27 protein-coding genes, 4 tRNA genes, 1 other RNA gene and 3 pseudogenes are annotated in these 26,519 nt (G+C 73.8%); 16 read left to right on the top strand and 19 right to left on the bottom strand.

The window, feature by feature from the left end; all coding sequences use genetic code 11:
• The 7 genes from AB0L74_RS22440 to AB0L74_RS22410 form a co-directional block, all read right to left on the bottom strand.
• The gene (locus tag AB0L74_RS22440) at positions 1–900 is read right to left on the bottom strand and encodes an RNA polymerase sigma factor SigF (protein WP_365654975.1); all 900 of its coding nucleotides are present in this window, start codon (positions 898–900) and stop codon (positions 1–3) included.
• A 148-nt stretch (positions 901–1,048) separates the two neighbouring features.
• Positions 1,049–1,342, bottom strand: coding sequence for a Dabb family protein (locus tag AB0L74_RS22435; RefSeq protein ID WP_365654972.1), 294 nt, complete (start codon positions 1,340–1,342; stop codon positions 1,049–1,051).
• Positions 1,342–1,512, bottom strand: coding sequence for a hypothetical protein (locus tag AB0L74_RS22430; RefSeq protein WP_365655125.1), 171 nt, complete (start codon positions 1,510–1,512; stop codon positions 1,342–1,344). Before AB0L74_RS22430 ends, AB0L74_RS22435 begins: the two co-directional genes overlap by 1 nt.
• A gap of 305 nt (positions 1,513–1,817) precedes the next feature.
• Positions 1,818–1,902, bottom strand: a tRNA-Ser gene (locus tag AB0L74_RS22425).
• A 77-nt stretch (positions 1,903–1,979) separates the two neighbouring features.
• Positions 1,980–2,411, bottom strand: coding sequence for a tRNA adenosine(34) deaminase TadA (tadA, locus tag AB0L74_RS22420; RefSeq protein ID WP_365655116.1), 432 nt, complete (start codon positions 2,409–2,411; stop codon positions 1,980–1,982).
• 125 nt (positions 2,412–2,536) lie between these two features.
• Positions 2,537–3,073, bottom strand: coding sequence for a hypothetical protein (locus tag AB0L74_RS22415; RefSeq protein ID WP_365655113.1), 537 nt, complete (start codon positions 3,071–3,073; stop codon positions 2,537–2,539).
• A gap of 335 nt (positions 3,074–3,408) precedes the next feature.
• Positions 3,409–3,621 (bottom strand): hypothetical protein, encoded by a 213-nt coding sequence (locus AB0L74_RS22410; protein WP_365654969.1) that lies wholly within the window; start codon positions 3,619–3,621, stop codon positions 3,409–3,411.
• 138 nt (positions 3,622–3,759) lie between these two features.
• Here AB0L74_RS22410 and upp point away from each other — a divergent pair, with 138 nt between their 5' ends.
• Positions 3,760–4,395, top strand: a complete 636-nt coding sequence (gene upp / locus AB0L74_RS22405) for a uracil phosphoribosyltransferase (protein ID WP_365654966.1) — start codon at positions 3,760–3,762, stop codon at positions 4,393–4,395.
• 31 nt (positions 4,396–4,426) lie between these two features.
• On the opposite strand, the gene AB0L74_RS22400 is transcribed toward upp, so the two are convergent.
• From AB0L74_RS22400 to AB0L74_RS22375, 6 genes are all read right to left on the bottom strand, one after another.
• The gene (locus AB0L74_RS22400; protein ID WP_365655110.1) at positions 4,427–5,041 is read right to left on the bottom strand and encodes a LytR C-terminal domain-containing protein; all 615 of its coding nucleotides are present in this window, start codon (positions 5,039–5,041) and stop codon (positions 4,427–4,429) included.
• Positions 5,042–5,206: 165 nt separating this feature from the next.
• Positions 5,207–5,506, bottom strand: a complete 300-nt coding sequence (locus tag AB0L74_RS22395) for a type II toxin-antitoxin system VapB family antitoxin (protein WP_365654963.1) — start codon at positions 5,504–5,506, stop codon at positions 5,207–5,209.
• A gap of 458 nt (positions 5,507–5,964) precedes the next feature.
• On the bottom strand, positions 5,965–6,102 hold the full coding sequence (locus tag AB0L74_RS22390; RefSeq protein ID WP_365654960.1) for a hypothetical protein: 138 nt from the start codon (positions 6,100–6,102) through the stop codon (positions 5,965–5,967).
• Positions 6,103–6,165: 63 nt separating this feature from the next.
• Positions 6,166–6,546, bottom strand: a complete 381-nt coding sequence (locus tag AB0L74_RS22385) for a hypothetical protein (RefSeq protein ID WP_365654957.1) — start codon at positions 6,544–6,546, stop codon at positions 6,166–6,168.
• Positions 6,547–6,602: 56 nt separating this feature from the next.
• A complete protein-coding gene (locus tag AB0L74_RS22380) occupies positions 6,603–7,280 on the bottom strand; it encodes an HdeD family acid-resistance protein (RefSeq protein ID WP_365654954.1) in 678 nt (225 codons plus the stop codon).
• Between the two features lie 279 nt (positions 7,281–7,559).
• The gene (locus AB0L74_RS22375; protein ID WP_365654951.1) at positions 7,560–8,171 is read right to left on the bottom strand and encodes an HhH-GPD-type base excision DNA repair protein; all 612 of its coding nucleotides are present in this window, start codon (positions 8,169–8,171) and stop codon (positions 7,560–7,562) included.
• A 171-nt stretch (positions 8,172–8,342) separates the two neighbouring features.
• On the opposite strand from AB0L74_RS22375, the gene AB0L74_RS22370 reads away from it, so the two are divergent.
• The 5 genes from AB0L74_RS22370 to AB0L74_RS22350 all read left to right on the top strand — a co-directional run bounded on the left by AB0L74_RS22370 (position 8,343) and on the right by AB0L74_RS22350 (position 13,350).
• Positions 8,343–10,439 (top strand): penicillin acylase family protein, encoded by a 2,097-nt coding sequence (locus AB0L74_RS22370; RefSeq protein ID WP_365654949.1) that lies wholly within the window; start codon positions 8,343–8,345, stop codon positions 10,437–10,439.
• Positions 10,432–11,040 (top strand): GNAT family N-acetyltransferase, encoded by a 609-nt coding sequence (locus AB0L74_RS22365; protein WP_365654947.1) that lies wholly within the window; start codon positions 10,432–10,434, stop codon positions 11,038–11,040. Before AB0L74_RS22370 ends, AB0L74_RS22365 begins: the two co-directional genes overlap by 8 nt.
• Before the next feature lie 5 nt (positions 11,041–11,045).
• Positions 11,046–11,519, top strand: a complete 474-nt coding sequence (locus AB0L74_RS22360; RefSeq protein WP_365655106.1) for a cupin domain-containing protein — start codon at positions 11,046–11,048, stop codon at positions 11,517–11,519.
• A gap of 40 nt (positions 11,520–11,559) precedes the next feature.
• Positions 11,560–12,321: a glucose 1-dehydrogenase gene (locus tag AB0L74_RS22355; protein ID WP_365654944.1), complete on the top strand. Its 762-nt coding sequence runs from the start codon at positions 11,560–11,562 to the stop codon at positions 12,319–12,321.
• Positions 12,322–12,507: 186 nt separating this feature from the next.
• On the top strand, positions 12,508–13,350 hold the full coding sequence (locus AB0L74_RS22350) for a glycerophosphodiester phosphodiesterase family protein (protein ID WP_365654941.1): 843 nt from the start codon (positions 12,508–12,510) through the stop codon (positions 13,348–13,350).
• Between the two features lie 34 nt (positions 13,351–13,384).
• On the opposite strand, the gene AB0L74_RS22345 is transcribed toward AB0L74_RS22350, so the two are convergent.
• Positions 13,385–14,104, bottom strand: a complete 720-nt coding sequence (locus tag AB0L74_RS22345) for a leucine-rich repeat domain-containing protein (protein ID WP_365654938.1) — start codon at positions 14,102–14,104, stop codon at positions 13,385–13,387.
• A 315-nt stretch (positions 14,105–14,419) separates the two neighbouring features.
• Here AB0L74_RS22345 and AB0L74_RS22340 point away from each other — a divergent pair, with 315 nt between their 5' ends.
• From AB0L74_RS22340 to AB0L74_RS22325, 4 genes and pseudogenes are all read left to right on the top strand, one after another.
• Positions 14,420–14,773: a hypothetical protein gene (locus AB0L74_RS22340; protein ID WP_365654935.1), complete on the top strand. Its 354-nt coding sequence runs from the start codon at positions 14,420–14,422 to the stop codon at positions 14,771–14,773.
• A 162-nt stretch (positions 14,774–14,935) separates the two neighbouring features.
• A complete protein-coding gene (locus AB0L74_RS22335; RefSeq protein ID WP_365654932.1) occupies positions 14,936–15,088 on the top strand; it encodes a helix-turn-helix domain-containing protein in 153 nt (50 codons plus the stop codon).
• Entirely contained in the window at positions 15,076–15,405 is a 330-nt protein-coding gene (locus AB0L74_RS22330) for a winged helix-turn-helix domain-containing protein (RefSeq protein WP_365654929.1), read from the top strand. The genes AB0L74_RS22335 and AB0L74_RS22330 overlap by 13 nt, the downstream gene beginning before the upstream one ends.
• A pseudogene (locus AB0L74_RS22325) lies at positions 15,402–15,653 on the top strand (IS630 family transposase); the annotation flags it as partial. The gene AB0L74_RS22330 and the pseudogene AB0L74_RS22325, both read left to right, overlap by 4 nt.
• 55 nt (positions 15,654–15,708) lie before the next feature.
• Here the strand turns inward: AB0L74_RS22325 and AB0L74_RS22320 are convergent.
• Positions 15,709–16,096, bottom strand: a pseudogene (locus AB0L74_RS22320) (transposase); the annotation flags it as partial.
• 173 nt (positions 16,097–16,269) lie between these two features.
• Positions 16,270–16,357: transfer RNA gene (locus tag AB0L74_RS22315), tRNA-Ser, on the bottom strand.
• A 72-nt stretch (positions 16,358–16,429) separates the two neighbouring features.
• Here AB0L74_RS22315 and ffs point away from each other — a divergent pair.
• From ffs to AB0L74_RS22285, 6 genes are all read left to right on the top strand, one after another.
• Positions 16,430–16,528: signal recognition particle sRNA small type (ffs, locus tag AB0L74_RS22310), an RNA gene on the top strand.
• Positions 16,529–16,674: 146 nt separating this feature from the next.
• Positions 16,675–18,966, top strand: a complete 2,292-nt coding sequence (locus AB0L74_RS22305) for a DNA polymerase III subunit gamma and tau (protein ID WP_365654927.1) — start codon at positions 16,675–16,677, stop codon at positions 18,964–18,966.
• A gap of 247 nt (positions 18,967–19,213) precedes the next feature.
• The gene (gene purD / locus AB0L74_RS22300) at positions 19,214–20,467 is read left to right on the top strand and encodes a phosphoribosylamine--glycine ligase (RefSeq protein ID WP_365654925.1); all 1,254 of its coding nucleotides are present in this window, start codon (positions 19,214–19,216) and stop codon (positions 20,465–20,467) included.
• 391 nt (positions 20,468–20,858) lie between these two features.
• Positions 20,859–22,727: a hypothetical protein gene (locus AB0L74_RS22295; RefSeq protein ID WP_365654923.1), complete on the top strand. Its 1,869-nt coding sequence runs from the start codon at positions 20,859–20,861 to the stop codon at positions 22,725–22,727.
• A 299-nt stretch (positions 22,728–23,026) separates the two neighbouring features.
• On the top strand, positions 23,027–24,535 hold the full coding sequence (locus AB0L74_RS22290) for a N,N-dimethylformamidase beta subunit family domain-containing protein (protein WP_365654920.1): 1,509 nt from the start codon (positions 23,027–23,029) through the stop codon (positions 24,533–24,535).
• A 110-nt stretch (positions 24,536–24,645) separates the two neighbouring features.
• Positions 24,646–25,545: a phosphoribosylaminoimidazolesuccinocarboxamide synthase gene (locus AB0L74_RS22285; RefSeq protein ID WP_365654917.1), complete on the top strand. Its 900-nt coding sequence runs from the start codon at positions 24,646–24,648 to the stop codon at positions 25,543–25,545.
• 153 nt (positions 25,546–25,698) lie between these two features.
• Here AB0L74_RS22285 and AB0L74_RS22280 read toward each other — a convergent pair.
• From AB0L74_RS22280 to AB0L74_RS22270, 3 genes and pseudogenes are all read right to left on the bottom strand, one after another.
• Positions 25,699–25,774: transfer RNA gene (locus tag AB0L74_RS22280), tRNA-Gly, on the bottom strand.
• A 23-nt stretch (positions 25,775–25,797) separates the two neighbouring features.
• Positions 25,798–26,237: pseudogene (locus AB0L74_RS22275) on the bottom strand (DNA-binding response regulator); the annotation flags it as partial.
• A 125-nt stretch (positions 26,238–26,362) separates the two neighbouring features.
• Positions 26,363–26,435, bottom strand: a tRNA-Gly gene (locus AB0L74_RS22270).
• Between the last annotated feature and the right edge of the window lie 84 nt (positions 26,436–26,519).

The raw sequence follows: 26,519 nt of genomic DNA, 5'->3' as shown, positions 1-26,519 counted from the left end.
CTACGCGTCGATCCGGTTGGCGGACCTCAGCCGCTGGAAACTGCGGGCGAGCAGCCGCGAGACGTGCATCTGGGAGACGCCGAGCTCCGCACTGATCTGCGACTGGGTGAGGTTGCTGTAGTAACGCAGCAGCAGGATGCGCTGCTCCCGCTCCGGGAGCTGTACGAGGAGGTGGCGCACCAGATCGCGGTGCTCGACCCCGTCCAGCGCGGGATCCTCGTACCCGAGCCGGTCCAGCAGCCCGGGCAGCCCGTCGCCCTCCTGCGCGGCCTCCAGGGAGGTGGCGTGGTACGACCGCCCGGCCTCGATGCAGGACAGCACCTCCTCCTCGCTGATGCGCAGCCGCTCGGCGATCTCGGCGGTGGTCGGGGAGCGCCCGAAGGCGGTGGTCAGATCCTCGGTCGCGCTGTTGACCTGCACCCACAGCTCGTGCAGGCGGCGCGGTACGTGGACGGTGCGCACGTTGTCGCGGAAGTACCGCTTGATCTCGCCGACCACGGTCGGCATCGCGAACGTCGGGAACTGCACGCCCCGGTCCGGGTCGAAGCGGTCGATGGCGTTGATGAGGCCGATGGTGCCGACCTGGACGACGTCCTCCATCGGCTCGTTGCGGGAGCGGAAGCGGGCGGCGGCGTAGCGCACCAGCGGCAGATTGGCCTCGATCAAGGCCCCGCGCACCCGGTCGTGCTCCGGGGTCCCCGGCGCCAGCTCCTTGAGCTGGGCGAAGAGCACCTGGGTCAGGGCCCGGGTGTCGGCGCCCCGGCTGCGCTGCGGCGCTTCCTGGGCGGCCGGGGCGTCCTGGGCGGCCGGTGAGTCCTGGCCGGCCGGTGCTTCCTGGGGCGGGGGCGGTGCTTGAGGCGCAGTACTGGCCGGCACGGTCAACTCCACCTCGTGATCCATCAACTCATCCGTCAAAAGCGGTCATAGCATCACAAGACATGTGCACTGTGTGCAAGCACCGCATAACGCCGTGTTGAGGGGCGAGTTTGGGCGGAAGGCACGCCAAAGCCCCCCGCCGGAACGGCGGAGGGCTCGGTGCGGACGAGGCTCAGAACTCGTAGTCGGCGATCACCCAGGTGGCGAACTCCCGCCACAGCGCGACACCCGCCTGGTGGGCCGGGTGCTCCAGGTAGCGCTTGAGGGCGTCGGCGTCGTCCACCGCCGAGTTGATCGCGAAGTCGTAGGCGATGGGCCGGTCGCTGATGTTCCAGGCGCACTCCCAGAAGCGCAGCTCCTCGATCTGGCCGCCCAGGGCCCGGAACGCCTCGACCCCCTCGACGACACGCGGGTCGTCGCGCTCGACGCCCTCATTCAGCTTGAACAGGACCAGATGGCGGATCATCACTTTCCTCCGTTGGCGACCCAGGTCATGAAGTCGCCGATGGCCTTGGCGGCGTCGGATATGCCCTCGAACCCTATCTGGACGTAGTCGGCCGCCCTGGCCGGGTCCGTGATGATCACGTAGAGGACGAAGACCACGAGTACCCAGACGGCGATCTTCCTGGCGGTCACCGCCACTGCGGCCTCCCCTGTGACTGACGTGCCCCCGTGGGCCTCCTGGTGCCGGCGGTGAGTGTAACTTCACGCGCTGTTTCAGGACCAACGATCCGCGCGGCGGAGTCTTTTCGGCCGTGGGACGGCGCCCGGCGCCACCGCCCGGCCCCCGTTGGCCACCGCGGGCGGGTCGGCGGGTGCCTGGCCGGCCGGGGGCGGTGCCGGGGGGTCGCGAGGTTGTCACTCGTCCGCGTTGCCCCCGGCTCCGGGCGGGCGGGACATCGCGAAGGGCCCGGTCCATCGGACCGGGCCCTTCGTCTCCGCGGTAGCGGAGGGATTTGAACCCTCGGTGACTTGCGCCACACTCGCTTTCGAGGCGAGCTCCTTCGGCCGCTCGGACACGCTACCGAGGGAGACCCTACCGCAAGGTGGCCCCCGGTTTGAAATCGGTATGCGGTGCGCTCGCTCGTCAGCGCGCGCGGACCTCAGCGCGTGCGGAAGAAGCCGGTGAGGAGGGCGGCGCACTCGTCGCCGAGCACGCCCTCGATCACCTCGGGCCGGTGGTTGAGCCGCCGGTCCCGTACGACGTCCCACAGGGAGCCGGCCGCGCCCGCCTTCTCGTCCCGGGCGCCGTAGACCACCCGGTCCACCCGGGACTGCACGATCGCGCCCGCGCACATCGTGCAGGGCTCCAGGGTGACGACGAGGGTGCAGCCGGCCAGCCGCCACTCGCCGAGGCGAGCGGCGGCCCGCCGGATGGCGACGACCTCGGCGTGCGCCGTCGGATCGCCGGTGGCCTCGCGCTCGTTGTGGCCGGCGGCGAGCACGGTGGTGCCGTCCGCCGACAGCACGACGGCGCCGACGGGGACGTCTCCCCCCCGGGCCGCCCGCCCGGCCTCGGCCAGGGCGAGCCGCATCGCGGGCCGCCAGCGGTCGCGTACCGGGTCCGGCGCCGGACCGCCGGCGCCGGGCACGCCGAGCGCTGCGGAGGCTTCCGGTCCTTCGGGTCCTTCGGGTCCTTCGGGTTCTTCGGTCGGTGCGGTCAGCGGACGGTCTCCAGCGTCTCCGAGGCGCCCAGGGCCTCGGCGATCTCGGTGAGCGCGTCCTCGGACAGCGCGCGCAGCTCCTTCTCGCTCACGCCGAGGTCCTCCAGGATGTCGGCGTCGCCGACCGGGCCGTGCGGCACGGTGGACTCGGCGGCGGGGGGCTCGGCGCCGTCGGCGTCGTCCTCCCCCGGCTCGCCGTCCTCGGTGCCGTCGAGGTCCAGGGCGTCCAGGTCGGGAGCGCCGTCACCGGGCTCCCGGCCCAGCAGCTCGTCGGTGAGCAGGAGCTCGCCGTAGCTGCTGCGGGCGGCGGCGGCGGCGTCCGAGACGTAGATGCGAGGGTCGTCCTCGCCGTCGACGCGGACGACGCCGAACCAGGCGCCCTCCTGCTCGATGAGCACCAGCACCGTGTCCTCGTCGGGAGAGGCTTCCCGGGCCAGGTCGGCCAGATCCGACAGGGTCTCCACATCGTCGAGCTCTGTGTCGCTCGCTTCCCACCCGTCTTCGGTGCGCGCGAGCAGTGCGGCGAAGTACACCGTGACTCTCCCACTGGTCATAGGCGTGCCGGTTGGGGGTCCCCCCGGCGGAGGTTGCGGGCGGGGGAACGGGCTCCGAGCCCCACCCACTCGGAATCGTGGCAGAAACAAGACGTTCAGGGGACGTCTTCGGCTCCCTGTGTCCGGCCGTTTTGATCGCGAGTCCGAGGGCATGTCCGGGTACGCCGGGACGAGCCCCTCCGCGAGGGACTCACCAGCGCACTCGGTGCCGCCACTTGCGGATCGTACGCGGACTTCCGCGGTCCCGGCGCACCGCGTGCGCGCCGGCGCCCGCGCGCCGCGCGATCTTCCCCGTCCGGCCCTCCGGCACCCGTCTACCAGCGGAAGGTCCGCATGCGCATGGCGCGGCGCATCCGGGCCACCTTGGCGCGGCGCGGCTGGACGCGGGCGCGCAGGGCCCGGGCCTCGGCCAGCTCGCGCAGGAACTGGGCGCGGCGCCGGCGCCGTTCGGCGTCCGTCCGGCCCTCGGTGTCCGCCGCCGGATCGTCGCTCCGGGACGGCATGTCGTGGAATTCCCGGTCAGGCACAGTCCCACCACCCCGCGTTCATCCCTCCCACCTTCCCCCGGGCGGACCGTTTGACGCAGGCGGGCGGGTAAGGCGCCGGTCCGGGCCCTGCCGGGCGCGCGGACGCCGGGCCCATCGGGCCCGGTTACTGTGGTGGACATGCGTCTCCACGTCGTCGACCACCCCCTGGTCGCCCACAAGCTCACCACGCTGCGCGACCAGCGCACCGACTCCGCGACCTTCCGCCGTCTCGCCGACGAGCTGGTCACCCTGCTCGCCTACGAGGCCACGCGGGACGTGCGCACCGAGCAGGTCGACCTCCAGACGCCGGTCGCCCGCACCACCGGTGTCAAGCTCTCCCACCCGCGTCCGCTGGTGGTGCCGATCCTGCGGGCCGGCCTCGGCATGCTGGACGGGATGGTCCGGTTGCTGCCGACCGCCGAGGTGGGCTTCCTCGGCATGATCCGCAACGAGGAGACGCTGGAGGCGTCCACCTACGCCACCCGGATGCCGGAGGACCTCTCCGGGCGCCAGGTGTACGTGCTGGACCCGATGCTGGCCACCGGCGGCACGCTGGTCGCCGCGATCAAGGAGCTGATCCGGCGCGGCGCCGACGACGTGACCGCCGTGGTGCTGCTGGCCGCCCCCGAGGGCGTCGAGGTCATGGAGCGCGATCTGGCCGGCACGCCGGTGACGGTCGTGACGGCCTCGGTCGACGAGCGTCTGGACGACAACGGCTACATCGTGCCGGGCCTCGGGGACGCGGGCGACCGGATGTACGGGTCGGCCGAGTAGGCCGTCCCCCGCGCGTTCCGCGCGCGGCCGTTCAGCAGGTCCGCTTCTCGTCGGCGGGCGCCCGCCGCGGCTCGGCCAGTTCGGCCATCGCCCGGTCGGCGTCGGCCTTCGGGGCCAGCTGCCGGAAGGCGTCGCCGATGACCAGGTCGAGGGCGGTGTCCCGGCGGGCGGCGTCGGTGCGGCGCTCCGCGGCGGGCAGCTGGGTGGCGAGCACCGGCAGCGAGGTCTTCAGGGAGGAGCCGGGGCCCAGCAGGAGGCCGGCGCCCTTGACCTTCTTGTCGTACTCCTCGGGCGCGTTGCCCACCTCGCCGATGCGGAAGCCGCGCTTCTTCAGTTCGTCGGCGGTCTTCTTGGCGAGGCCGGCGCGGGTCGTCGCGTTGAGCACGTTGACGGTGATCCCGGCGGGCTCGGGGGGTGCCGCGGTGCGGGGTGAGGCGCTGGCCCGGGGGGTGCACGCCGCCGCGGCGCCGGCCGCGGAGGCGGAGTTCCCCCCGCCGCCGAACACGTCGATGAGCTGCGTGGTGCCCCAGCCGAGCAGGCCGAGGGCGGCGGCGCAGGCGACGGCGAGGAAGGCGAGCCTGCCGCGCCGCCGGGGCGGCCGCATCCGCGGGTACTTGTCCCCCGTGATCCGGTACGCGCCGCCCATGCCGGGTGGAGTCAGCATGCTCATGGCCGCAGCGTAGTGCGCGGGGGCGGCCGTGCCTACCAGATGATCATTTGATGCGTCCGGTCAGGGCGGATCCCACCCGAAAGGGTCAAGCCGGGCGCTTCGCGGACCGGGCCGGGCTGGGCCGGGTCGAGCGCCGCCCGGTCAGTCGTCGAGTTCGAGGACCCGCGCGTGCAGCACCTGGCGCTGCTGGAGCGCCGCGCGCACCGCGCGGTGCAGGCCGTCCTCCAGGTACAGGTCGCCCTGCCACTTCACGACGTGCGCGAAGAGGTCGCCGTAGAAGGTGGAGTCCTCGGCGAGGAGCGTCTCCAGGTCGAGCTGCTGCTTGGTGGTCACGAGCTGATCGAGGCGGACCGGGCGCGGCGCGACGTCCGCCCACTGCCGGGTGCTTTCCCGGCCGTGGTCGGGGTACGGCCGGCCGTTTCCGATGCGCTTGAAGATCACACGGAAAGCCTACCGGTCCAGACGTTCCGGGCGCAGCCACGGCGACGCGGTGCGACGCCGAAAAAGAGGCCGTGAAAAGGGGCGAACCGGGAACAGGGGTCCGATATGTGAGCGACCGTGAGACCGGCTCTCGGGCCGGTCCCGCCGTACCCTCCGCGGCCCCGCCGGGTCTTCCGCCACCGGCCCTGGAGATCGCCCCGGGGTACGCCGCCGGCGGCCCGGCGCTCGACCTGGGGCCAGCACGCGCCGCGCGCCGTAACCCCGGACGACCGCGCGGCGCTCCCGGCCACGGGCGGCGCTCCCGGCCACGGTGCGGACCCGGGAGCAGGCGTGCGGGAAGCTCACCGAGCCGGCGCCGAGCGCCCCCCGGGCACCTGGCCGGGCGCCCCGGCGGGCCCGGGCGGAGGCGGTGGCTCCGGCAGCCGGCGGCCCCGCCTCCGCGTATGCGGCCGTACCGCTCAGGCGTGCTGTCGTCCGGACGCCGACCGCTGCCCGGGCCGCTGTTCGGGCTGGGACGGGGCGGCCGGCCTGGGCGCGCTGCGGGCGGCCTCGGCGCGCAGCAGGGCGCGCAGGACGGCATAGGGGTCCTTGAGCATGGCGTGTGTCTCCTCGTTCGGTGGGATGACCGCGGGGCTGACGGGCCCGATGGGGCGGCTCGGTCAGCAGCGCAGGACCACCGAACGCGGGGCGCGCGGGCAGGGGGGTGCCGGGCCCGGCGCGGGAAGGGGAGGGCGCACGCCGACCGGGGGGCGGGGGAGCGGGACGGGCGGCGCGGGGCGCGGGGGCGCGGCGGGGCGCCGGCCGGTGCGGGCGGGGAGCCGCAGGGCGGTGTCGGCGACGTCGTACTCGGCCGCCGGAGCACCGATCTCGGCGGGCACCACGGCACCCGGCACCGCCTGCGTGAGCGCGCCCGGCAGCAGCAGGACGAGCAGCAGCACGAGCACCCGCGGCCACAGGCGCCGGCGCGTGGCACGGCGGGCCGCCCGGGGCGCGGGGCTCAGGTCGCGTCGTATCCCCGCCGGGCGTACGCGCCCCTTCACGCCGGGCACGGGAACCGCCCGCTCGGCGCGGGGGCGGGGCCCGGGGCGGGCGCCGTTCACAGGGCGCGGGGCATCCGGCGGGCGCGGCCGCGGATCCGCAGGGCGGTGACGATCTCGACCGCGCCGACGGCCACGAGCCAGCAGCCGGCGACGACGGTGAGGACGGCGACCGACTCGAACGGCGAGACGATCAGGACGGCGCCGGCGAGGGCGGTGACGACGCCCAGGAGGACCTGCCAGCCGCGGGCGGGCGTCCCGGGGTCGTGGGCGGCGGCCACGGTGTGCGTGATCCCGCGGAACAGCCAGCCGATGCCGATCCACAGGGCGAGCAGCAGGACCGACCGCAGGGGGCCGCGGAAGCAGAACAGGCCCAGCAGGACGGAGACCGCGCCGCTGACGAAGGCCAGGACGCGCAGCGAGGTGGTCCGGTGCGTGCCGAAGGCGGCGGCGAGTTGCAGTACGCCGCCGATCAGGAGGTAGAGACCGAACAGCACCCCGGCGGCGAGCAGGGACGCGCCCGGCCACACCAGGACCAGGACGCCCAGGACGAGGGAGGCGGCGCCGGTGAGCAGCACGGTCTGCCAGGCGGTGCGGGCCAGCAGGTGCAGCGGCCCCTCGAAGGGCGGCTCGGGCTCGTGTCCGCCGGGCGGCCCGGCGGCGGGCGCGTGCCGGGCGTGGACCCGGCGGTCGTCGTACTCGGGACCCCACGGGGAGCCGCTCGGTGGCTCGGTCATGGTCCATGCTTGGACCTCGCGCCCGCGGCCCGCCCTCCGGAGGCGGCCACCCGGGTGACGGCCGTTCGGCTCAGGGGGGGGCGGCTCCCGCTCGCCTGGGCGGGTGTCGCGCGCCGGGGCGGTGACGGACCCCCGGGCGGGGGCGCGCCTGTGGTGACGGCGGTCGTGAAGCACGCCCCGGGAAAGACCCCGGGAAGACCCGCGAAAAGACCAGGGAAAGACCCGGGGAAAGACGCGCGAAAGGCCGGGAAAGACCCGCGAACGGCCCGGATGCCGCGGCTACTTCCCGGCCGCCCCGGTGGTCCTGGCGGCCTTCGCCGCCTTCGCCGCCGCCTTCATCTCCTGCTTGTGGGCCCGCACCCTGGCCAGCGACTCCGGTCCGGTGATGTCGGCGACGGACCGGAAGGACTTCGGCTCGCCGTAGTCGCCCGCGGCCTCCCGCCAGCCCTCCGGCCGCACGCCGAGCTGCTTGCCGAGCAGGGCGAGGAAGATCTGCGCCTTCTGCTTGCCGAAACCGGGCAGTTCCTGGAGCCGCCCGAGCAGTTCCCGGCCGGTCCCGACGCCGCGCCAGACGGCCTCGGCGTCCCCGTCGTAGTGCTCGACGAGGTACCGGCACAGCTGCTGGACGCGCCCCGCCATCGACCCGGGGTAGCGGTGCACGGCCGGCTTCTCCGACAGCAGCGCGGCGAACTCCTCCGGGTCGTACGCCGCGATCTCGTGCGCGTCCAGGTCCTCCGCGCCCATGCGCCGGGCGATCGTCGCGGGCCCCTTGAACGCCCACTCCATCGGGATCTGCTGGTCCAGCAGCATGCCGGTCAGCGCGGCGAGCGGGCTGCGGCCGAGCAGCTCGTCGGCCTCGGGGTCCTGGGCGAGGTGCAGGGTGACGTTCATGGACCGATGATCGCGCGTGCGCGGCCGGGACGCGCGCCGGTGCCCCGGCTCCGGGACCGCGTCCCGGCCGGCCCCGCCCTGCCCCAGGGGTTCTTCACCGTTCGCGTACGATTCCGCCACCGGTTCGGTCAATAATTAGGCAAGGCTAACCTAAAGGGAAGTAGGGCACAGGTGGGCGCCGAGATATTCCGTGATGCCTGGGGCATCCCGCACCTGCGCGCCGGCAGCGCGCGCGAACTCGCCCGTGTCCAGGGCCGCGTCACCGCGCGGGACCGGGCCTGGCAGCTGGAGGTCGAGCGGCACCGCGCCCAGGGCACCACCGCCTCCTTCCTCGGCCCCGAGGCCCTGCCCTGGGACCGCTTCGCCCGCCGCTCCCTCCTCGCCGACACCGCCCGCCGCTGCTTCACGGCCCTGGAGGAGTCCGACCCGGAGACGGCCGACTGGGTACGGGCCTACGTCGACGGCGTGAACGAGGGCCTGCCCGAGGGCGCCTCCGCGGAGTTCGGCCGCACCGGTCTCGCCCCCGGCCGCTGGGAACCCTGGACCCCGCTCGCCGTCTGGCTGTCCACCCACATCCTCTTCGCGGGCTTCCCGGCCAAGCTGTGGCGCGAGCAGGTCGCCCGGCACCTCGGACCCGACGCGGTCGCCCTGTTCGCCACCGACGGCCCCGGCACCGCGGGCAGCAACGGCTGGCTGGTCGCCGGGGAACGCACCGTCACCGGGCGGGCGGTCATCGCCGGCGACCCGCACCGCTTCATCGAGGACCCCGGTGTCTACCAGCAGATCCACCTGGCCTGCCCCGAGTTCGACGTGGTCGGCCTCGCCGTCCCCGGCGTCCCCGGCATCGCCCACTTCGGCCACACCGGCACGGTCGCCTGGGCCATCACCAACGCCATGGCCGACTACCAGGACCTGTACCGGGAGCGGCTGCGCCGCACCGGCGCCGGTGTCGAGGCCCTCGGCCCCGACGGCACCTGGCACCGCGCCGCCCGCCACACCGAGACCATCGAGGTCGCCGGGGAGGAGGCGGCCGAGGTCGAGGTGATCGAGACCGGCCGGGGACCGGTCGTCATCGGCGGTCCGGAAGGGCTCGACGGCGGCGACCCGGCGGACTCCGCCGGCACCCCGGTCGCCATCAGCCTGCGCTACCCGCCCCGCGTCACCGCCGACCTCGGCTTCGGCGCCCTGCTGCCGCTGCTGCGGGCCCGCCGGGTCGCCGACGTCGACCGCGCCCTGGACGCGTGGGTCGAGCCGGTCAACGTGGTGCAGGCCGCCGACACCGAGGGCGGGCTGCTGCACCGGGTCGCGGGCCGGGTGCCGGTGCGCGCCGCCGCCAACGGCACCCGCGTCGTCCCCGCCTGGGAGCCCGGCCACGCCTGGCGAGGCTGGCACGAGACCCCCCGCGCCGGGCTGACCGGCGGCGTCGCCGTGATGGCCAACCAGCGCGGCCCCGCCGCCCCCCTCGGCGTCGAGTTCGCCCCGCCGCACCGCGCCGGCCGCATCGCCGCGCTGCTCGCGGGCAAGGACCGCTGGTCGGCCGCGGACATGCCCGCCATCCACACCGACACCCACCTCGCCTCCGCCGCCCCCCTCCTGGACCGCCTCGCCGCCCTCGACGGGCTCACCCCCGAGGCCGCCGCCCTCCGCGACCGCCTCCTGCGCTGGGACCGCCGCATGGACGCCCACAGCGCCGACGCGGCGGCCTACGCGGCGGTGCGCAGCGCGGTCGTACGGCGCCTCGCGGCCCACCCGGCCTTCGCCGCGCTGGCCGTCCCGCCCGCCTACCCGGAGCTCTTCCAGCCCTGGCTGGCCCTGCGCCCCCGCATCGGCTACGCCCTGGAACACCTCCTGCGCGCCCCCGAGCTGTACGGCGTCGACCGCGCGGCCGAGGTCCGCGCCGCCGTGGAGGAGGTGGCCGCCGGGGACCCGCCCGGCACCTGGGGCGACACCCACCGCCTCGCCCCCTGGCGGGCGCTCGCCGACGAGCGGTACGACGAACCGGGCCTGTCCGGCGACCACGACTGCGTCCTGTGCACCTCCGCGGTGCCGGGCGTGACCGACCTCGCCGCCCGCGGCCCGGCCGCCCGGTACGTCTGGGACCTGGCCCGCCGCGAGGACAGCCGCTGGGTGGTCCCCTTCGGCGCCTGCGGCGTCCCCGGCTCGCCGCACCACCGCGACCAGCTGCCCCTGTGGCTGCGGGGCGACCTCGTCCCCGTCGTCACCGACTTCACCCGACTGCACCAGGACACCGAGGAGACCGATGTCTGACCCGTACGCCTCCCGCACCGCCGTCCACGAAGAGCGGACCGACGGCTTCGGCACCGTCCGCGTCCTGCCGCTGGACGCCGAGCGCGACGCCGGCGTCCTGCACCGCTGGGTGAGCGAGGAGCGGGCCGCCTTCTGGGGCATGAACGGCCTGACGCGCGACCAGGTGGCGGAGATCTACGCCCACATGGACACGCTCGACACCCACCACGCCCTGCTGCTGGTCAGGGACGGCGAGCCGGCCGCGCTGCTGCAGACCTACGAGCCGGACGCCGATCGCGTCGGCGAGTGCTACGAGGTCCGCCCCGGCGACATCGGCGTCCACCTGCTGCTCGCCCCCGCCGGACCGGACGGCACGCGGCCCGGCTGGACCTCCGCCCTGATCGGCGTCGTGACGGCGTACGTCTTCCGGACCCTGGGCCGGACCCGGATCGTGATCGACCCGGACGTCCGCAACGCCAAGGCGATCGCCCGTTTCCTCAAGCAGGGCTTCACCGCGGGCCCCGAGGTCGTCCTGCCCGAGGTCGACCTGCCCGACGTGTACCTGCCGGAGAAGCGGGCTCAGCTGTCTTTCCTCGACCGGGAGGTAGCCTTCCCCGGGTGACCCCGGTGACCCCTGAGGACCTCGTCGCACGCTACGGTCTCCGGCCGCTCCCGCGCGAGGGCGGCCTGTTCCGCCGTACCTGGGCCGGACCGGACCGGCCCGACGGACGCCCGGAGGGCACGGCGATCGTCGTCCTGCTGACCGGCGCCGACTACTCCGCCCTGCACCGCCTGCCCACCGACGAGGTCTGGCACTTCTACCTCGGCGACCCGCTGGAGCTGCTGCTGCTCGCGCCCGACGGGTCGTCCCGGACGGCCGTGCTGGGACCGGACGTCCCGTCCGGCCAGCACCCGCAGCTGACCGTCCCCGCCCGCACCTGGATGGGCGGGCGGGTCGCGGCGGGCGGCGCCTGGACGTTCCTCGGCTGCACGATGGCCCCCGGCTTCACCGAAGAGGACTACGAGCACGGCGACGCGGCCGAGCTCACGGCACGCTATCCGGCACAGGCGGCCCGCATCGCCGCCCTGTGCCGGCCCTGAGTCCGGCCCCGCACAGTCCCCCACGTCCCCGGGAGGGCCCATGAAGCTGCTGGACGGACAGGTCGCCCTGGTCACGGGTGCGGGCGGCGGCATCGGCCGGGGCATCGCCCTCCGCTTCGCCGAGGAGGGCGCGGCGGTCGCCCTGCACTGCCGTACGGCGGTGCAGGCGGCCCGCGACGCGGCCGCGCGCGTCCGCGACCTGGGCGGCCGGGCCGTCGTCCTGCGGGCCGACCTCACCGACGAGGACGCCTGCCGCCGCCTGGTCGGCGAGGCCGCCGACTGGGGCGGGGGACGGGTGACGGCTCTGGTCAACAACGCCGGGGTGCAGCCGGTGCGGGAGCTGCCCGGCATGACGGCCGCCGAGTGGCGGGACGTCGTCGACACCAACCTGTCCGGCGTCTTCGCCTGCACCCAGGCGGCGGCGGAGCTGATGCGCCACCGGGGCGGCGGCACGATCACCCACATCGCCTCCGTCGAGGCGAGCGCCCCCGCCCCCGGCCACGCCCACTACTGCGCCTCGAAGGCGGCGGTCGTCATGCACGCCCGGTCGGCCGCCCTGGAGTACGGCCCGTGGGGGATCCGCGTCAACACCGTCTCGCCCGGCCTCATCGATCGCGAGGGCCTGGCCGAGGCGTGGCCGGAGGGCGTGCGGCGGTGGCGGCGGGCGGCGCCCGCCGGACGCCTGGGCCGGCCCGAGGACGTGGGCGACGCCTGCGTCTTCCTCGCCTCCCGGCTGGCGTCCTGGGTCACCGGCCACGACCTGGTGGTGGACGGAGGGGTGTCGGCCCGGCCCACCTGGTGAGGCGCCGCGCCGTCCGGCCCTCCGCGCCCTGAATAGGCGCAACCGCCCGTTAGGGCCGCGGATGGCCGTTTCACCGGTCCGCTCCACTGGCTGATATGAGCGCCGCCAGGCCGCGTCAGGTTTCCCGTAACCACCGTTCGGCAGCCTCCAGGAGTCATCGGAATCCGGGAGGCTGCAGTGAAGCATGTGAGCAAGAGGCGCACCGGTGTCGTCGTGGCCGTGCTCAGTGGTCTGGCCATGGCGATGATGTCGACGGCCGCGCACGCCGACGAGGGTCCGGACGTCATCGCGCACCGCGGGTCGTCGGGCATGGCGCCGGAGAACACCGCGGCGGCCGTCGATCTCGCCATCGAACAGGAGTCCGATTTTGTCGAGATCGACGTGCAGCGCACCAAGGACGGCAAACTGGTCAACTTCCACGACTGCACCATGGAGCGGACCACCGACGTCGAGGAGGTCTACCCGGGCCGTCCCAGATACCGGGTCTCCGACTTCACCTGGGCGGAACTGCGCAGACTGGACGCCGGTTCGTGGTTCCACGAGGACTACGCCGGCGAACCGCTCATGACCGTCGACGAGGTCATCGCGAGCGTCAGGAACACCCGCACCGGACTGCTGGCCGAGATCAGCCCGTGCGGCCACTACGTCGGCATCGCGACCGACTTCGCGGAGAACCTGCTGGGCAAGCCGCGCTACGTGCGGCGCGCCCTGGCCGAGGGAGAGCTCGCCGTCCAGTCCTTCCAGGTGGACGACGCCCAGGAGTTCCACGCCCTCATGCCCGACGTCCCGATCGGCTTCCTGGACGCCACGCGTCCCACCGAGGAGGAACTCGTCCAGCTGAGCACGTGGGCGGACCAGGTGAACCCGCAGTACACGGTGACCGACCAGGCCCTGGTCGACCGCGTGCACGAACTGGGCATGGACATCAACGTGTGGACGGTCGACGAGCCCGGCGCGATGCGCCGGATGGCCGGCCTGGGCGTCGACGGCATCATCACCGACTTCCCCCAGTCCCTCACCCAGCGCTGACCCACCGGCCCGCCGGCGCTCCGCCCGGACGGCTTCACAGCAGGACGACACACCCTCTCCGGCGCAGCTCGGCCAGCTGCGCCGGAGAGGGCTCGCAGGCGTTCCAGCGCAGGTCCAGCTTCTCCAGCGAGGGCAGACCGGCGACCCAGTCCGGCAGCCGGGTCAGGCGGTTGCTCCGCACGTCGAGCTGGCGGAGCCGGGGCAGACCGGCCAGCGCCGGGGGCAGCTCGGCGAGCGCGTTCTCCCGCAGCTCCAGGTGGCGCAGTTCCCGGAGTCGGGCCACGGACGGCGGCAGGCTGTCGATCAGATTGCCCCGCAGCCACAGCTCGCGCAGGCCGCGCAGGTGCCCGATGCCGTCGGGCAGGGTGGTCAGACGGTTGTGCTGCGCCCGCAGCTCGATCAGACCGGTCATCCGCCCGATGGCCTCGGGCAGGGCGGTCAGGGCGTTCTCGCCGACGTTGAGATAGCCCAGCCGCGTCAGGTTCCCCAGGGAGTCCGGGAGCCCGGACAACCGGTTGTCGTGCAGATAGAGGCAGCCACTGAGGCCGGTCAGGTCACCGAGCGAGTCCGGTACGGAGGTGAGGCGGTTGTGGCCGAGGTCCAGGGTGGCCAGCCGCGTCAGCCGGCCGATCTCCGGCGGCAGCTCGGTGAGCCCGTTGTCCGCCAGGATCAGCACCTCCAGCTCGGCGCGCCCCCAGACCGCCTCGGGCACCTCCCCGAGCTGCCGACGCCAGAGGTTCAGCACATGCGGCACGTTCCACTCCCTTTCCCCGAATTCCCCGAACGCTGGCGGGCGCCGACCTGGCCGACCGTCCCACCGGTGACCAGGCGACGAAGCACAGCGGATGCCGCACGACCGCCTGAACGGAGGCGAGGCACGGCCCCGTCCGGAACGGGACCAAGGGCCTGTCCAGGACGTTAACTTGATCCCATGGCGAGTCAGATCATCACCCTGGTCGGTGTCCTGCTGGGCGCGGTCACGTCGTTCTTCGCCACGACCCTGGCCTAGCGGGTCCGGTTCCGGCAGGCGCTGGCCACGCGGTGGGACGAGCGCAAGCTCGACACGTACGTGGAGTACGTCTCCTGCGTCAAGGAGGCGGCCCGCGCCGCTCGCCGGGCGCTCGCAACCCGCGAGCGGGGCGAGGACCCGTCCGAGGCGCTATCGGAGATGGAAACGGCGGAAACCCGGCGCTCCATCCTGTTCGAAGCCCTCGTCCTGCTGGCAGACGACGCGGCCTCGAAATCCGCTGCGACGGTCAATGAGCGCCTCTGGGACCTGCTGATCTACGCACGAGAACCGGACGGCGTCTCCACCGCCCACCGGACCGAACTGGGCCCCGCGCTCATCGACGCCTTGAACGCCCTCCACAAGACGGCGCGGTCGGACCTGGCGATAGGTGCAGCCCTGATCACGCGCCGCTGAGACCCTTTGGGCCGGCGGAGGTTACGGGATTCGCACTCGTGAGGGGTTCCCCTAGCTAGACGAGTAGTTGCAAACCCGCGGTATCACCGGAGCACACGGTATCCACAGAGTGGCGGGCTGACCGCCGAACGGCAGCAGTTCCGCGAGGTTTTACGCCTTCAGGTGGCCGAGCGGTTCATCCGGGGCGAGGCGAGTTCGGTGATCGCCAAGGACCTGCGGGTCAGTGCCCGGTCGGTACAGCGATGGCGGCAGGCATGGGACGGGGGAGATCGGCGGGCCCTGCGGTCGCAGGGCCCGCGTCGTTGCCGAGGCTGAGCGAGAAGCAGTTCGCACGGCTGGGGGCGGAGCTGGCCAAGGGGCCGACCGCGCACGGCTGGGAGGACCAGCGGTGGACCCTGGCGCGGATCAGGAACGTGATCGGCCGGCGCTTCCACCTGACCTACACCCTTCAGGGCGTGCGCAAGCTACTGGTCCGCAACCGTTGGTCCTACCGGGTCCCGGCCCGACGGGCCGTCGAGCGGGACGATGAAGCCGTGGCCGGCTGGGGGAAGGAGACCTGGCCCTGCGCGGAAGTCTCGCGGCGGCCCGTGGAGTCTGGCTCCTCTTCGAGGACGAAGCCGGCTTCTCCATGACGCCGCCGCACGCGAAGACCTGGTCACAGCGTGGCCGGGCCCCGGTGGTGCGGGTCCGCGGCCGCTCCTGCCGACGCATCTCCATCGCCGCGCTGACCTGCTACAGGCCCGGCCACCGCTGGAGGCTGATCTTCCGGCCGCGTCGGGACGACGGCCGACGCGAGGGCCGCAAGAGTTTCTCCTGGCGTGACTACCGGGACCTGCTGATCGCGGCCCTCCAGCAACTCGGTGGCCCGAACGTGCTCATCTGCGGGTTCCGTCGCGGAGCCTGGCGAACAGGACGCTGATGCGGAGGAGGGCCTAAGTGTGGGTTTTGCCGCGGGCTCGGCAGCGGTCGTAGTGGGTCCGGGAGGCGGGATCGTGGAGGGCTGCGAACGCGGAGAGGAACATCGCCCGTTTCAGCTGCCGGTTGCCGCCTCTGGGGGCGTGTTCGCCGTGGATCGACGTGCCGGACTGCTTGGTGGCCGGGGCGAGGCCGGCGTAGGGGGCGAGGTGGGCGGCGGTGGGGAAGGAGCTGCCGTCGCCGACGGTGGCCGGGGGGATGGCGGCGGTCCTGACGCCGATGCCGGGCATCGAGGTCAGGACCTGGGAAAGGAGGGTGGGCCTCCAGCAGGGCCGCGATCCGGGCCTCCGGGGCCCGGCGTTGTTCGTGGACGGCGGCCAGCGACATCGCCAGCGAGGGCACGATCACGCGCGCTCGCTACGTCCATGTGACGGGGACCATGCTTCGCAAGATCGCGCGGCAGGCTGGCGATGTGCGGCGGGAGCCCCCGGAAATCAACTGAGACGAAAACCGAGACGGACAACGTCGAAGGGCCCCACCGCGAACGGTGGGGCCCTTCGGCATCGTGCCCGGTGAGGCACTGGCGGAGGATACGAGATTCGAACTCGTGAGGGGTTGCCCCCAACACGCTTTCCAAGCGTGCGCCCTAGGCCTCTAGGCGAATCCTCCGCCGAGAACATTACATGACGCCGGGGAGTGCTCGCGAACTCGTCGCCGGCCCGCGAAATCGGGTAACCTGTGCGAAGCCCCTCACGCGGCGCTATCTGACTGAACTCCCCCAGGGCCGGAAGGCAGCAAGGGTAGGTTGGCTCTGGCGGGTGCGTGGGGGGCGCTTGCGTTTCCGGGGGCCGGGCCGGTCGGCCCGATCTGGCGGGGCGGGCTCCGGTCGGTCCCGGCGAGGGGCCGGGAGGGCTGGCCCGGGCCCCTGACCTGCGGTGGAGCCGAGGCCCGGCCGGTTGTCGGCGGGCGCCTATAACCTCGTATGCGTGTCGTCTCTCGCGCTCTACCGCCGCTACCGCCCGGAGTCCTTCGCCGAGGTCATCGGGCAGGAGCATGTCACCGACCCGCTGCAGCAGGCGCTGCGGAACAACCGGGTCAATCACGCGTACCTGTTCAGTGGTCCGCGCGGCTGCGGCAAGACGACGAGCGCGCGGATCCTGGCCCGCTGTCTGAACTGTGAGCAAGGTCCCACGCCGACGCCGTGCGGCGCGTGCCAGTCGTGCCAGGACCTGGCGCGCAACGGCCCGGGCTCGATCGACGTCATCGAGATCGACGCCGCCTCGCACGGTGGTGTGGACGACGCCCGCGACCTGCGGGAGAAGGCATTCTTCGGGCCCGCCCGCAGCCGGTACAAGATCTACATCATCGACGAGGCCCACATGGTCACGTCGGCCGGTTTCAACGCCCTGCTCAAGGTGGTCGAGGAGCCGCCGGAGCACCTGAAGTTCATCTTCGCGACCACCGAGCCCGAGAAGGTCATCGGGACCATCCGGTCGCGGACCCACCACTACCCCTTCCGGCTCGTGCCGCCCGGGACCCTGCGCGACTACCTGTCGGCGGTGTGCGAGCAGGAGAAGATCCCCGTCGAGGACGGCGTGCTGCCGCTCGTCGTGCGGGCGGGCGCCGGCTCCGTACGGGACTCCATGTCCGTCATGGACCAGCTGCTCGCGGGCGCCGGTGACGAGGGCGTGACGTACGCCATGGCGACCGCCCTGCTCGGCTACACGGACGGGTCGCTGCTCGACTCCGTCGTCGAGGCGTTCGCCTCCGGTGACGGGGCCGCGGCCTTCGAGGTCGTGGACCGTGTCATCGAGAGCGGCAACGACCCGCGGCGCTTCGTCGCCGACCTGCTGGAGCGGCTCCGCGATCTGGTGATCCTCTCCGCCGTGCCGGACGCGGGGGAGAAGGGGCTCATCGACGCCCCGGTGGACGTCGTCGAGCGGATGCAGGCGCAGGCGCGGTCCTTCGGGGCCGCCGAGCTGAGCCGCGCCGCCGACCTCGTCAACCAGGGGCTGACCGAGATGCGGGGGACCACCTCCCCCCGTCTCCAGCTGGAGCTGATCTGCGCGCGCGTGCTGCTGCCCACGGCATACGGCGACGAGCGGTCGGTGATGGCACGCCTCGACCGGATCGAGCGCGGGGTGCAGTTCTCCGCGGGCGCGGGCGCCCCCGCGATGGGATACGTGCCGGGTCCCGACGCCCACGCGGGAGCCGCCGCCGCTCCCGTCGCGCCGGGCGGCGGGCCCGCCGCGGCCCGGGCCGCCGTGCGCGCGTCCGGCGCGCCGGCCGGTGCCGCGCCCGCCGGGCCCGGTACGGCCGCCGCACCGGCCGCCGGCGGAGCCGTACCCGCTTCCGCCCCCCAGGCCCCCGCCACTCCCGCACCAGCGGCCGCCGCCCCTTCCGCACCCGCACCCGAGCCCGCGCCTGCCGCTCCGGCGCCTGCCGCCTCCGCGCCGCCGGCCGCGGCACCCGCGCCCGGTGCCTGGCCCACGGCCGCTGCCGCCGGCAGCGGGCGCCGGCCCGGCGGCTGGCCCACGGCGGCGCCCGCCGGCGGCGGGCAGCCCCAGACGCCCCCCTCTCCCGCCTCTCCCTCCGCGGCGCCGGCCGCGTCGGCGGCTCCCGCCTTCGCGCCCTCGGGCGGCGGTCTCGACCCCCGCTCCCTCTGGCCGAACATCCTGGAGGCGGTCAAGAACCGCCGCCGGTTCACCTGGATCCTGCTCAGCCAGAACGCCCAGGTGACCGGCTTCGACGGCACCACGCTCCAGCTCGGCTTCGTCAACGCCGGTGCCCGGGACAACTTCCTGAGCAGCGGCAGCGAGGACGTGCTGCGCCAGGCGCTGGCCGGGCAGTTCAACGTCCAGTGGAAGATCGAGGCGGTCGTCGACCCCTCCGGCGGCTCGGCGCCGCCGCCGTCCGCCGGACCCTCCGGCTCCGGCTTCCCCGGCGGTCACGGCCCGGGCGGTGCCGCCCCGAGTGGTGGCGGCGGTTACGGCGCTGGCGGCGGCAGCGGGTACGGCGGTGGCGGCGCCCCCTCGCCGGCGCCGCCGCAGGCGTCGTCCACGGCGCCCTCGCCCGCCGCGTCGGCCCCCGCTCCGGCCTCCTCCCGGGCCGCCGCCCCGGCCCCCGCGCCCTCGGCGCCGGAGCCGCCCCCGGTCTCGCCCGAGGACGACATCCCCGAGGACGACGATCCCGATCTCGACGAGTCGGCCCTGTCCGGCAAGGAACTGATCGTTCGGGAGCTGGGCGCGACGATCGTGGAGGAGATCGCGCACGAGTAGCGGACGGGTAGCGGACGGGTATCGGCCGAGTCAGGGACAGGGGCGGGAGCCGAGCCGGAGACCGGTCCGGGGGACCGGGCCGGAGACCGGTCCGGGGGCCCGGGCCGGAGACCGGTCCGGCGTAGGCGCGGCCCCGCGTGCCGGGCGTGCCGGAGCCCCGCCCTCGGAGGAACGCACGAACGGCGACGGTTCGCCCCCTCGGCGGCCCGTACGAACCGGACCGCCCCTGTGCCGTTAGGCTGACCCCGTGAAGGTCCTCGTCATCGGCGGCGGCGCCCGCGAACACGCCCTGTGCCGTTCCCTGTCCCTCGACCCCGACGTCACCGCGCTGCACTGCGCACCCGGCAACGCCGGCATCGCCGAGGTCGCCGAGTTGCACCAGGTCGACGCCCTGGACGGCAAGGCCGTGACCGCGCTGGCCACCGAGCTCGGCGCCGAGCTGGTCGTGGTCGGCCCGGAGGCGCCGCTGGTCGCCGGGGTCGCCGACGCCGTGCGCGACGCGGGCATCCCGGTCTTCGGCCCGTCCAAGGAGGCCGCGCGGTTGGAGGGCTCCAAGGCCTTCGCGAAGGACGTCATGGCGGCGGCCGGCGTGCCCACGGCCCGCTCGTACGTCTGCGCGACCCCCGAAGAGGTCGACGCGGCCCTCGACGCCTTCGGAGCCCCGTACGTGGTCAAGGACGACGGGCTCGCCGCCGGCAAGGGCGTCGTCGTGACCTCCGACCTCGACGCGGCCAGGGCGCACGCCGCGGCCTGCGACCGGGTGGTCATCGAGGAGTACCTCGACGGCCCGGAGGTGTCCCTGTTCGCCGTGACCGACGGCGAGACCGTCCGCCCGCTCCAGCCCGCCCAGGACTTCAAGCGGGCGCTGGACGGCGACGAGGGCCCGAACACCGGTGGCATGGGCGCCTACTCGCCGCTGCCGTGGGCCGACCCCAAGCTGGTCGAAGAGGTCATGGAGACGGTGCTGCGGCCGACCGTCGACGAGATGCGCCGTCGCGGCACCCCGTTCTCCGGCCTGCTCTACGCCGGTCTCGCGATCACCTCCCGCGGCGTCCGCGTGATCGAGTTCAACGCCCGGTTCGGTGACCCGGAGACGCAGGTCGTGCTCGCCCGGCTGAAGACGCCGCTCGCCGGCCTGCTGATGGCCGCCGCCACCGGAAACCTGGCCGACCTGGAGCCCCTGCGCTGGAGCGACGAGGCGGCGGTCACCGTGGTCGTCGCCTCGCACAACTACCCCGGCGCCCCGCGCACCGGCGACCCGATCACCGGCCTGGACGAGGTCGCGGCGCAGGACGCTCCGCACGCGTACGTGCTGCACGCGGGCACCCGGCGCGAGGGTGACACGGTCGTCAGCGCGGGCGGCCGCGTCCTGTCCGTGACGGCCACCGGCAAGGACCTCGCCGAGGCCCGCGACCGCGCCTACCGGGCCGTCTCCCGCGTCCGCCTCGACGGCTCCCACCACCGCACGGACATCGCGGCGAAGGCGGCGGCCGGCGCGTAGACGCCCAGGCGCCCGGTCCCAGACCGCCCACCGCCACCGAACCCGGCAGGCCCCGGCTCCGTCTCAGGAACCGGGGCCTGACCCTTGCAGTCCCTCTGGAGTCAGAGCCTGCTCCTTGCGCTCCCTCTGGAGTCAGGGCCTGACCGTTGCGTTCCCTCTCGAATCAGGGCCTGACCTTCGCTGTCCGTCATCCACCTTTGCCCAAAGCCATTCCATCGAGTGACCGATGTCCCATCCGGCTGACGGGCGCCGAGGCCCCAACTAGGGTGCCGCGCAAGCGTTCCGGCACTTGGCCCATCGACATTGCGATGTCAGTGGCGGGTGCCACAGTGGGGGAGTGAGCACCACCAGGACAGCGTCACGACAGGCAGGGAGGGGGTGAGGTGCGGTCATGACCGGCATGGGCGTGGAAGAGCGGGGTGCGCCGGACGCGCGCTCCCGGGCGCTGGCCGTGCTGCGGGTCCGCAGCCGGGCCGTGGCCGTCGCCGTGCTGCCCGCCGCGGCCGCCGTGATCCTGCTCGCCGGCGGCTCGACGGGCCACCTTCCGGGGCCGGGCTGGGACATCGCCCGCTGGTCCGTGACCGCGGTCGCCGTCGTCGTCCTGCTCGCCGCGGCCGGCATCGCCCTGTTCGTCGCCCGTGCCCGCCCCGCCGTCAGCCCGACGGTCCCGATCGCCGAGGAGTCGGCCCCCGACCTGTACCGGATGGTGCGCGACCTCGCCGACCGGCTCGACGTCCCGGCCCCGTCCGCCATAGCGCTCACCCCGGACTGCGACAGCTGGCTGGAGGACCGCACCCACCCGGCCCACGGCCCGCCGCCCCCGCGGGAGCACGACGAGACGGCCGGTCCGGGCGGACGGGCCCGCAGACGCCCGCCCGACGCTCCCGTCCTCGTCATCGGCTCCCCCTTCCTGTGGTGGATGCGCGTCGGCGAGCTCCGCGCGGTGCTGGCCCCGGTGGTGGCCGGTACGGGCCCCTCGGCGCACCCCGACATAGCGGCCGCCCGGCGCTTCGTCCGCGGCCTGGACGCGGCGGTGGCGGTCGCCGCGACCCGCACCCGCCGCCGGCTGTCCCGTGCGGTGTGCGCGGCCGTCGGCTGGGTGTCCCGCCTGCTGCTGCGCAGCTGCCGCGCCCACGCGGCCGAGATGGAGCGCGGGGTCGCCGCCGCCGCGGCGCGGCGTGCGCAGAACGTGGACTACGGACTGCGCATCGTCGCCCAGGAACAGGTGGGCCTCGCGTACGCGGGCTGGGACCGGCTGCTGACGAAGGTGGCGCTGCCCGCCTGGCGGATGGGCCGCTGGCCCTCCCGGCTGGACGCGGGGGTCGTCGCGGCGCTCACCGAGCTGTCCCGGCGTGACCGCCTGGCCGAGGGCTTCGCCTCCCGCCTGGGCGAGCGGCCCGCCTGCGATCTGCTGGAGGAGCCCGGCGCGGTGGACGAGGCGGCCTCCCTCCTCGCCGCCCGCCTCTTCCACGGCGGCCCCGCCGAGCCCGGCCCGTCCTGGTCGTCGGTGGAGTGGCACGAGTATCCGGAGGAGGTCGTCGACCGCGCCTGGCGCACGGACGCCGCCCGCCTCCACCGCGTCCTGGACGCCCTGGGCGTCCGCCGCACCGCCACCGGCACCGGAGCGGAGGCCGCCGGCCCCACCCTGGCCCGCGTCCTCGACCACCTGACGGACCCGGCCGCTCCCTCCACGCCCCGCTCCCGGGCGAATCAGGCGGAACACAGGGATCGGCCGGGGCAGCCGGAGCAACCGGAGCGGCCGGGCCCGTATGACGTGGCAGGCGCGGCAGGCGTGGCAGATCCGCGGGACACGCCCGCCCCGGAGGACGAGGAGCTCTCCGGCGCCACGTCCCGCAGCGCCGCCCTCGCGGCACGGCTCAGTGCCCAGCTGGCCCGTGAGGAGGCGGAAGTCCAGCGGCCCGCGCCTCCGGGCCTTCCCCCCGCCGCCCCGCCCGGCCCCGACACCGCCCTCTGGGACGACCACCCGCTGCCCCTGTTCCCGCTCCAGCCTCCGCGTGCCGCCCGCGATCTCCTCACCGACCACATCACGGCGATGGTCTGCTGCGCGGCGATGGACACCGCCGGCGCCACGCCGGGACTCGACTGGCTGGACGGCCCGGTCCTTCTGATCGACGGCGAACGCATGTCCGACCTTGCTCCCCGTGTCCACACCTTGGTCGAGACCGGCGATCCGGTCCCGCTGCGGGCCTGGCTCACCGACCTCGGCATACGCCCGGAAAAGCCGGTGCGACTGGTCTGACGGCGAGCACAACTCGGGCGGAAGAACTAGTTCCACTTTCATCAGTTCACAACGAACAGTGACAGCGCGCGTGCGAAATGTGATGTGCTGGAATCCGTGGCAACCAGGGCAAGAGCGCCCGACATACGTCAGTGGCGCCCGCCCGACGACCCGACCGAACCACTACCGCTCGGTCGCTCGGCCACGCACCGCACCGCACCTCACACCGCGACCGCACACCACGACCGCACACCGCAGACCGCCCCAACAACCCAACACGACACGACACGGCACGGGGGCAAGAGGGAGGGGAATGACCCATGGGGTCGCAGCCCGTACGCCGCTGGGAGTCGGGAGCACTCGCGCACGCCGTGACGGACCCCTTCGGGCAAGGTCCGGTCCCCTGGCTGCGCGGCTGCGAGACGTACTTCAGTGACACCGGCCAGGTCGTCCCCTGGTATCTGGACCAGGAACCGGTTCCCGCCCCGGCGAGCCGCACCGGGAAGCTTCCCGGCCAGCGGCCCGCCCACCGCCCCACCGGCGGCCCGCGCGCGGCCGACGACGTGCGCCGGCAGATCAAGGGCTTCACCTCCACCGGCGCGGCCGCTCCCGGCGAGGCCATCGACTTCCACATCACCGTCGACCCGCCCCAGGAGTTCAGCGTCGACGTCTACCGCATCGGCCACTACGGCGGTGACGGCGCCGCCAAGATCACCACCAGCCCGCGTCTGTCCGGCATCGTGCAGCCGGCGCCCCTCACCGCCGACCGCACGGTCTCCTGCCACCACTGGTGGCTGTCCTGGCGCCTGCAGATCCCGTCGTACTGGAACATCGGCGCGTACGTGGCCGTCCTGACCACGGCCGACGGCTACCGCTCCCACGTCCCCTTCACCGTCCGCGACACCCACCCCGCCGACCTGCTGCTCCTTCTGCCGGACATCACCTGGCAGGCGTACAACCTGTACCCGGAGGACGGCCGTACCGGCGCCAGCCTCTACCACGCCTGGGACGAGGACGGCCGGCTGCTGGGCGAGGCGGAGGCCGCGACGACGGTCTCCTTCGACCGCCCGTACGCGGGAGCGGGCCTGCCCCTGCACGTCGGCCACGCCTACGACTTCATCCGCTTCGCCGAGCGCTACGGCTACGACCTCGCCTACGCCGACGCCCGCGACCTGCACGCCGGCCGGATCGACCCCACCCGCTACCGGGGCCTGGTCTTCCCCGGCCACGACGAGTACTGGTCCGTCCCCATGCGCCGCACCGTGGAAGCCGCCCGCGAGCACGGCACCTCGCTGGTCTTCCTCTCCGCCAACACCATGTACTGGCAGGTGGAGCTGTCCCCGTCCCCGTCCGGTGTCCCCGACCGCCTGCTGACCTGCCGCAAACGCAAAGGCCCGGGCCGCCCGGTGCTGTGGCGGGAGGTCGACCGTGCGGAGCAGCAGCTGATGGGCATCCAGTACGCGGGCCGGGTCCCCGAGCCGCACCCGCTGATCGTCCGCAACGCCGGACACTGGCTGTGGGAGGGCACCGGCGCCCATGAGGGCGACGCCATCGAGGGCCTGGTGGCGGGCGAGGCCGACCGCTACTTCCCGCGCACCCCGCTGCCGGACCACGACGAACGGATCCTGCTCGCCCACTCCCCGTACACCGACACCGACGGCATCCGCCGGCACCAGGAGACGTCCCTGTACCGGGCTCCGTCCGGCGCCTGGGTGTTCGCGTCCGGGACGTTCGCGTGGTCCCCGGCACTGGACCGCCCCGAGCACGTCGACCTCCGGATCCAGCGCGCCACCGCCAACCTCCTGGACCGCATCTGCAAACGGGACTGACCGGCCGCCCCCGGCCGCACCCGGGTACGGACCCCGCGCCGACCCGCTGTCCTCGATCGACTCGATGTACGGGAGAATCGACTCATTGGACAGAACCACGGGGAGGAACCGTGTCCGGATTCGTCGAAAAGCCCGAGCCGATCCAGGTTCCGGGTCTGGTGCATCTGCACACCGGCAAGGTGCGCGACCTGTACCAGAACGAGGCGGGCGACCTCGTGATGGTCGCCAGTGACCGCATGTCCGCCTACGACTGGGTGCTGCCGACCGAGATCCCCGACAAGGGCCGCGTCCTCACCCAGCTCTCCCTGTGGTGGTTCGACCAGCTCGCCGACCTGGTCCCCGGCCACGTCCTGAGCACCGACCTGCCCGCCGGCGCCCCCGCCGACTGGGCCGGCCGCACCCTGGTGTGCAAGTCCCTGCGGATGGTCCCGGTCGAGTGTGTGGCCCGGGGCTACCTCACCGGCTCCGGCCTGGCCGAGTACAAGGAGTCCCGCACCGTCTGCGGTCTCGCCCTCCCCGAGGGGCTCGTCGACGGCTCCGAACTGCCCGCCCCGATCTTCACCCCGGCCACCAAGGCCGCGGTCGGCGAGCACGACGAGAACGTCTCCTACGAGGAGGTCGCCCGACAGGTCGGCGCGGAGACCGCCGCACGCCTGCGCCAGGCGACCCTCGCCGTGTACTCCCGGGCCCGTGACATCGCCCGTGAGCGCGGGATCATCCTCGCCGACACGAAGTTCGAGTTCGGATTCGAGGGGGAGCGGCTGGTCCTGGCCGACGAGGTCCTCACCCCGGACTCCTCCCGCTTCTGGCCGGCCGACCAGTGGCAGCCGGGCCGCCCGCAGCAGTCGTACGACAAGCAGTTCGTCCGCGACTGGCTGACCTCCGCCGAGTCCGGCTGGGACCGCGAGAGCGAGCAGCCTCCGCCCCCGCTGCCCCGTCAGGTCGTGGACGCGACCCGCGCCAAGTACATCGAGGCGTACGAGCGCCTGACCGGCCTGAGCTGGTCCTGACCACTGACGATCCTGGTCGACCGGCGACCGGCGACCGATTGACGGCGCCGGGGCCGCCACAGCAGCCCCGGCGCAAACCCAGCCGCCCCCCGGCGGAAACTCAGCCCCCGGACACGAAACAAGCCCCCCGGCCGAAACCGGGGGGCTTGTCGCTGGAGCGGACGACGAGGCTCGAACTCGCGACCTCAACCTTGGCAAGGTTGCGCTCTACCAACTGAGCTACGTCCGCGTTGCGCCGTGGCGCGAGAGCAACTATACCCAACCTCGCGGGCGCGCGAGACACCCCGCGGTATGTCGGCTCTCCGCCCCAGCTTCGAGGCGGCCGGCGACAGATGGTCCCGCGCGGTCCCCGGCGACAGCTCGGCCCGCTCGGCGCTCTCCGCGACGGGCGCTCCGTAGACGGCGAACTCCAGCACGTTCCGCCTTCCGCGCGATCAGCGGCGAGCCTCCGGCGGAGATCGTATCGGCGGCCAACTCGGGGTCGGCGTAACGGTTTCGGCGTGGACGGTGCGGATGATCTGGACGGGCCGCTGGGCGCTGACCGCCACCGGCACGAACCCGCGCCCGCCCGCCGCGAGCGCCCGTAGTGCCCTTTTCAGGTGACCGGGGCGGCCGTGGCCGGTGACGAGGAGCACGCGGGGACCGGGCAGTTCGACCCGCGGGGATGTGGCGACCTTCACACCTTTGGCGCCGGTCATCGCCGGGAATGGCATATGTCAGACGGCAGCCCGCGAAATGCCGCCCGCGAACGGCGGAACGCGGCCCGCGGGCATACGAAAAGACCCCGGTCCAATGAAGGACCGGGGTCTCATTCCCGAGCGGACGACGAGGCTCGAACTCGCGACCTCAACCTTGGCAAGGTTGCGCTCTACCAACTGAGCTACGTCCGCATGGCCGCCGACCGGCTTTCACCGATCGGTGCGAGCACCAGCCTACCTGATCCTCGGCCGAGCTCTCGACAAGCTCGAACAGAA

The sequence above is a fragment of the Streptomyces sp. NPDC052020 genome (assembly GCF_040680575.1).
GTDB lineage: Bacteria > Actinomycetota > Actinomycetes > Streptomycetales > Streptomycetaceae > Streptomyces.
This window is presented reverse-complemented; position numbering and strand designations above follow the sequence as displayed.

Coding starts and splice junctions, on each gene's coding strand:
- AB0L74_RS22380 (WP_365654954.1), bottom strand. CDS start 7,280: ATGACCGAGCCACCGAGCGGCTCCCCGTGGGGTCCCGAGTACGACGAC.
- AB0L74_RS22295 (WP_365654923.1), top strand. CDS start 20,859: ATGACCGGCATGGGCGTGGAAGAGCGGGGTGCGCCGGACGCGCGCTCC.
- AB0L74_RS22435 (WP_365654972.1), bottom strand. CDS start 1,342: ATGATCCGCCATCTGGTCCTGTTCAAGCTGAATGAGGGCGTCGAGCGC.
- AB0L74_RS22440 (WP_365654975.1), bottom strand. CDS start 900: ATGGATCACGAGGTGGAGTTGACCGTGCCGGCCAGTACTGCGCCTCAA.
- AB0L74_RS22400 (WP_365655110.1), bottom strand. CDS start 5,041: ATGGGCGGCGCGTACCGGATCACGGGGGACAAGTACCCGCGGATGCGG.
- upp (WP_365654966.1), top strand. CDS start 3,760: ATGCGTCTCCACGTCGTCGACCACCCCCTGGTCGCCCACAAGCTCACC.
- AB0L74_RS22290 (WP_365654920.1), top strand. CDS start 23,027: ATGGGGTCGCAGCCCGTACGCCGCTGGGAGTCGGGAGCACTCGCGCAC.
- AB0L74_RS22390 (WP_365654960.1), bottom strand. CDS start 6,102: ATGCTCAAGGACCCCTATGCCGTCCTGCGCGCCCTGCTGCGCGCCGAG.
- AB0L74_RS22375 (WP_365654951.1), bottom strand. CDS start 8,171: ATGAACGTCACCCTGCACCTCGCCCAGGACCCCGAGGCCGACGAGCTG.
- AB0L74_RS22355 (WP_365654944.1), top strand. CDS start 11,560: ATGAAGCTGCTGGACGGACAGGTCGCCCTGGTCACGGGTGCGGGCGGC.
- AB0L74_RS22365 (WP_365654947.1), top strand. CDS start 10,432: ATGTCTGACCCGTACGCCTCCCGCACCGCCGTCCACGAAGAGCGGACC.
- tadA (WP_365655116.1), bottom strand. CDS start 2,411: ATGCGGCTCGCCCTGGCCGAGGCCGGGCGGGCGGCCCGGGGGGGAGAC.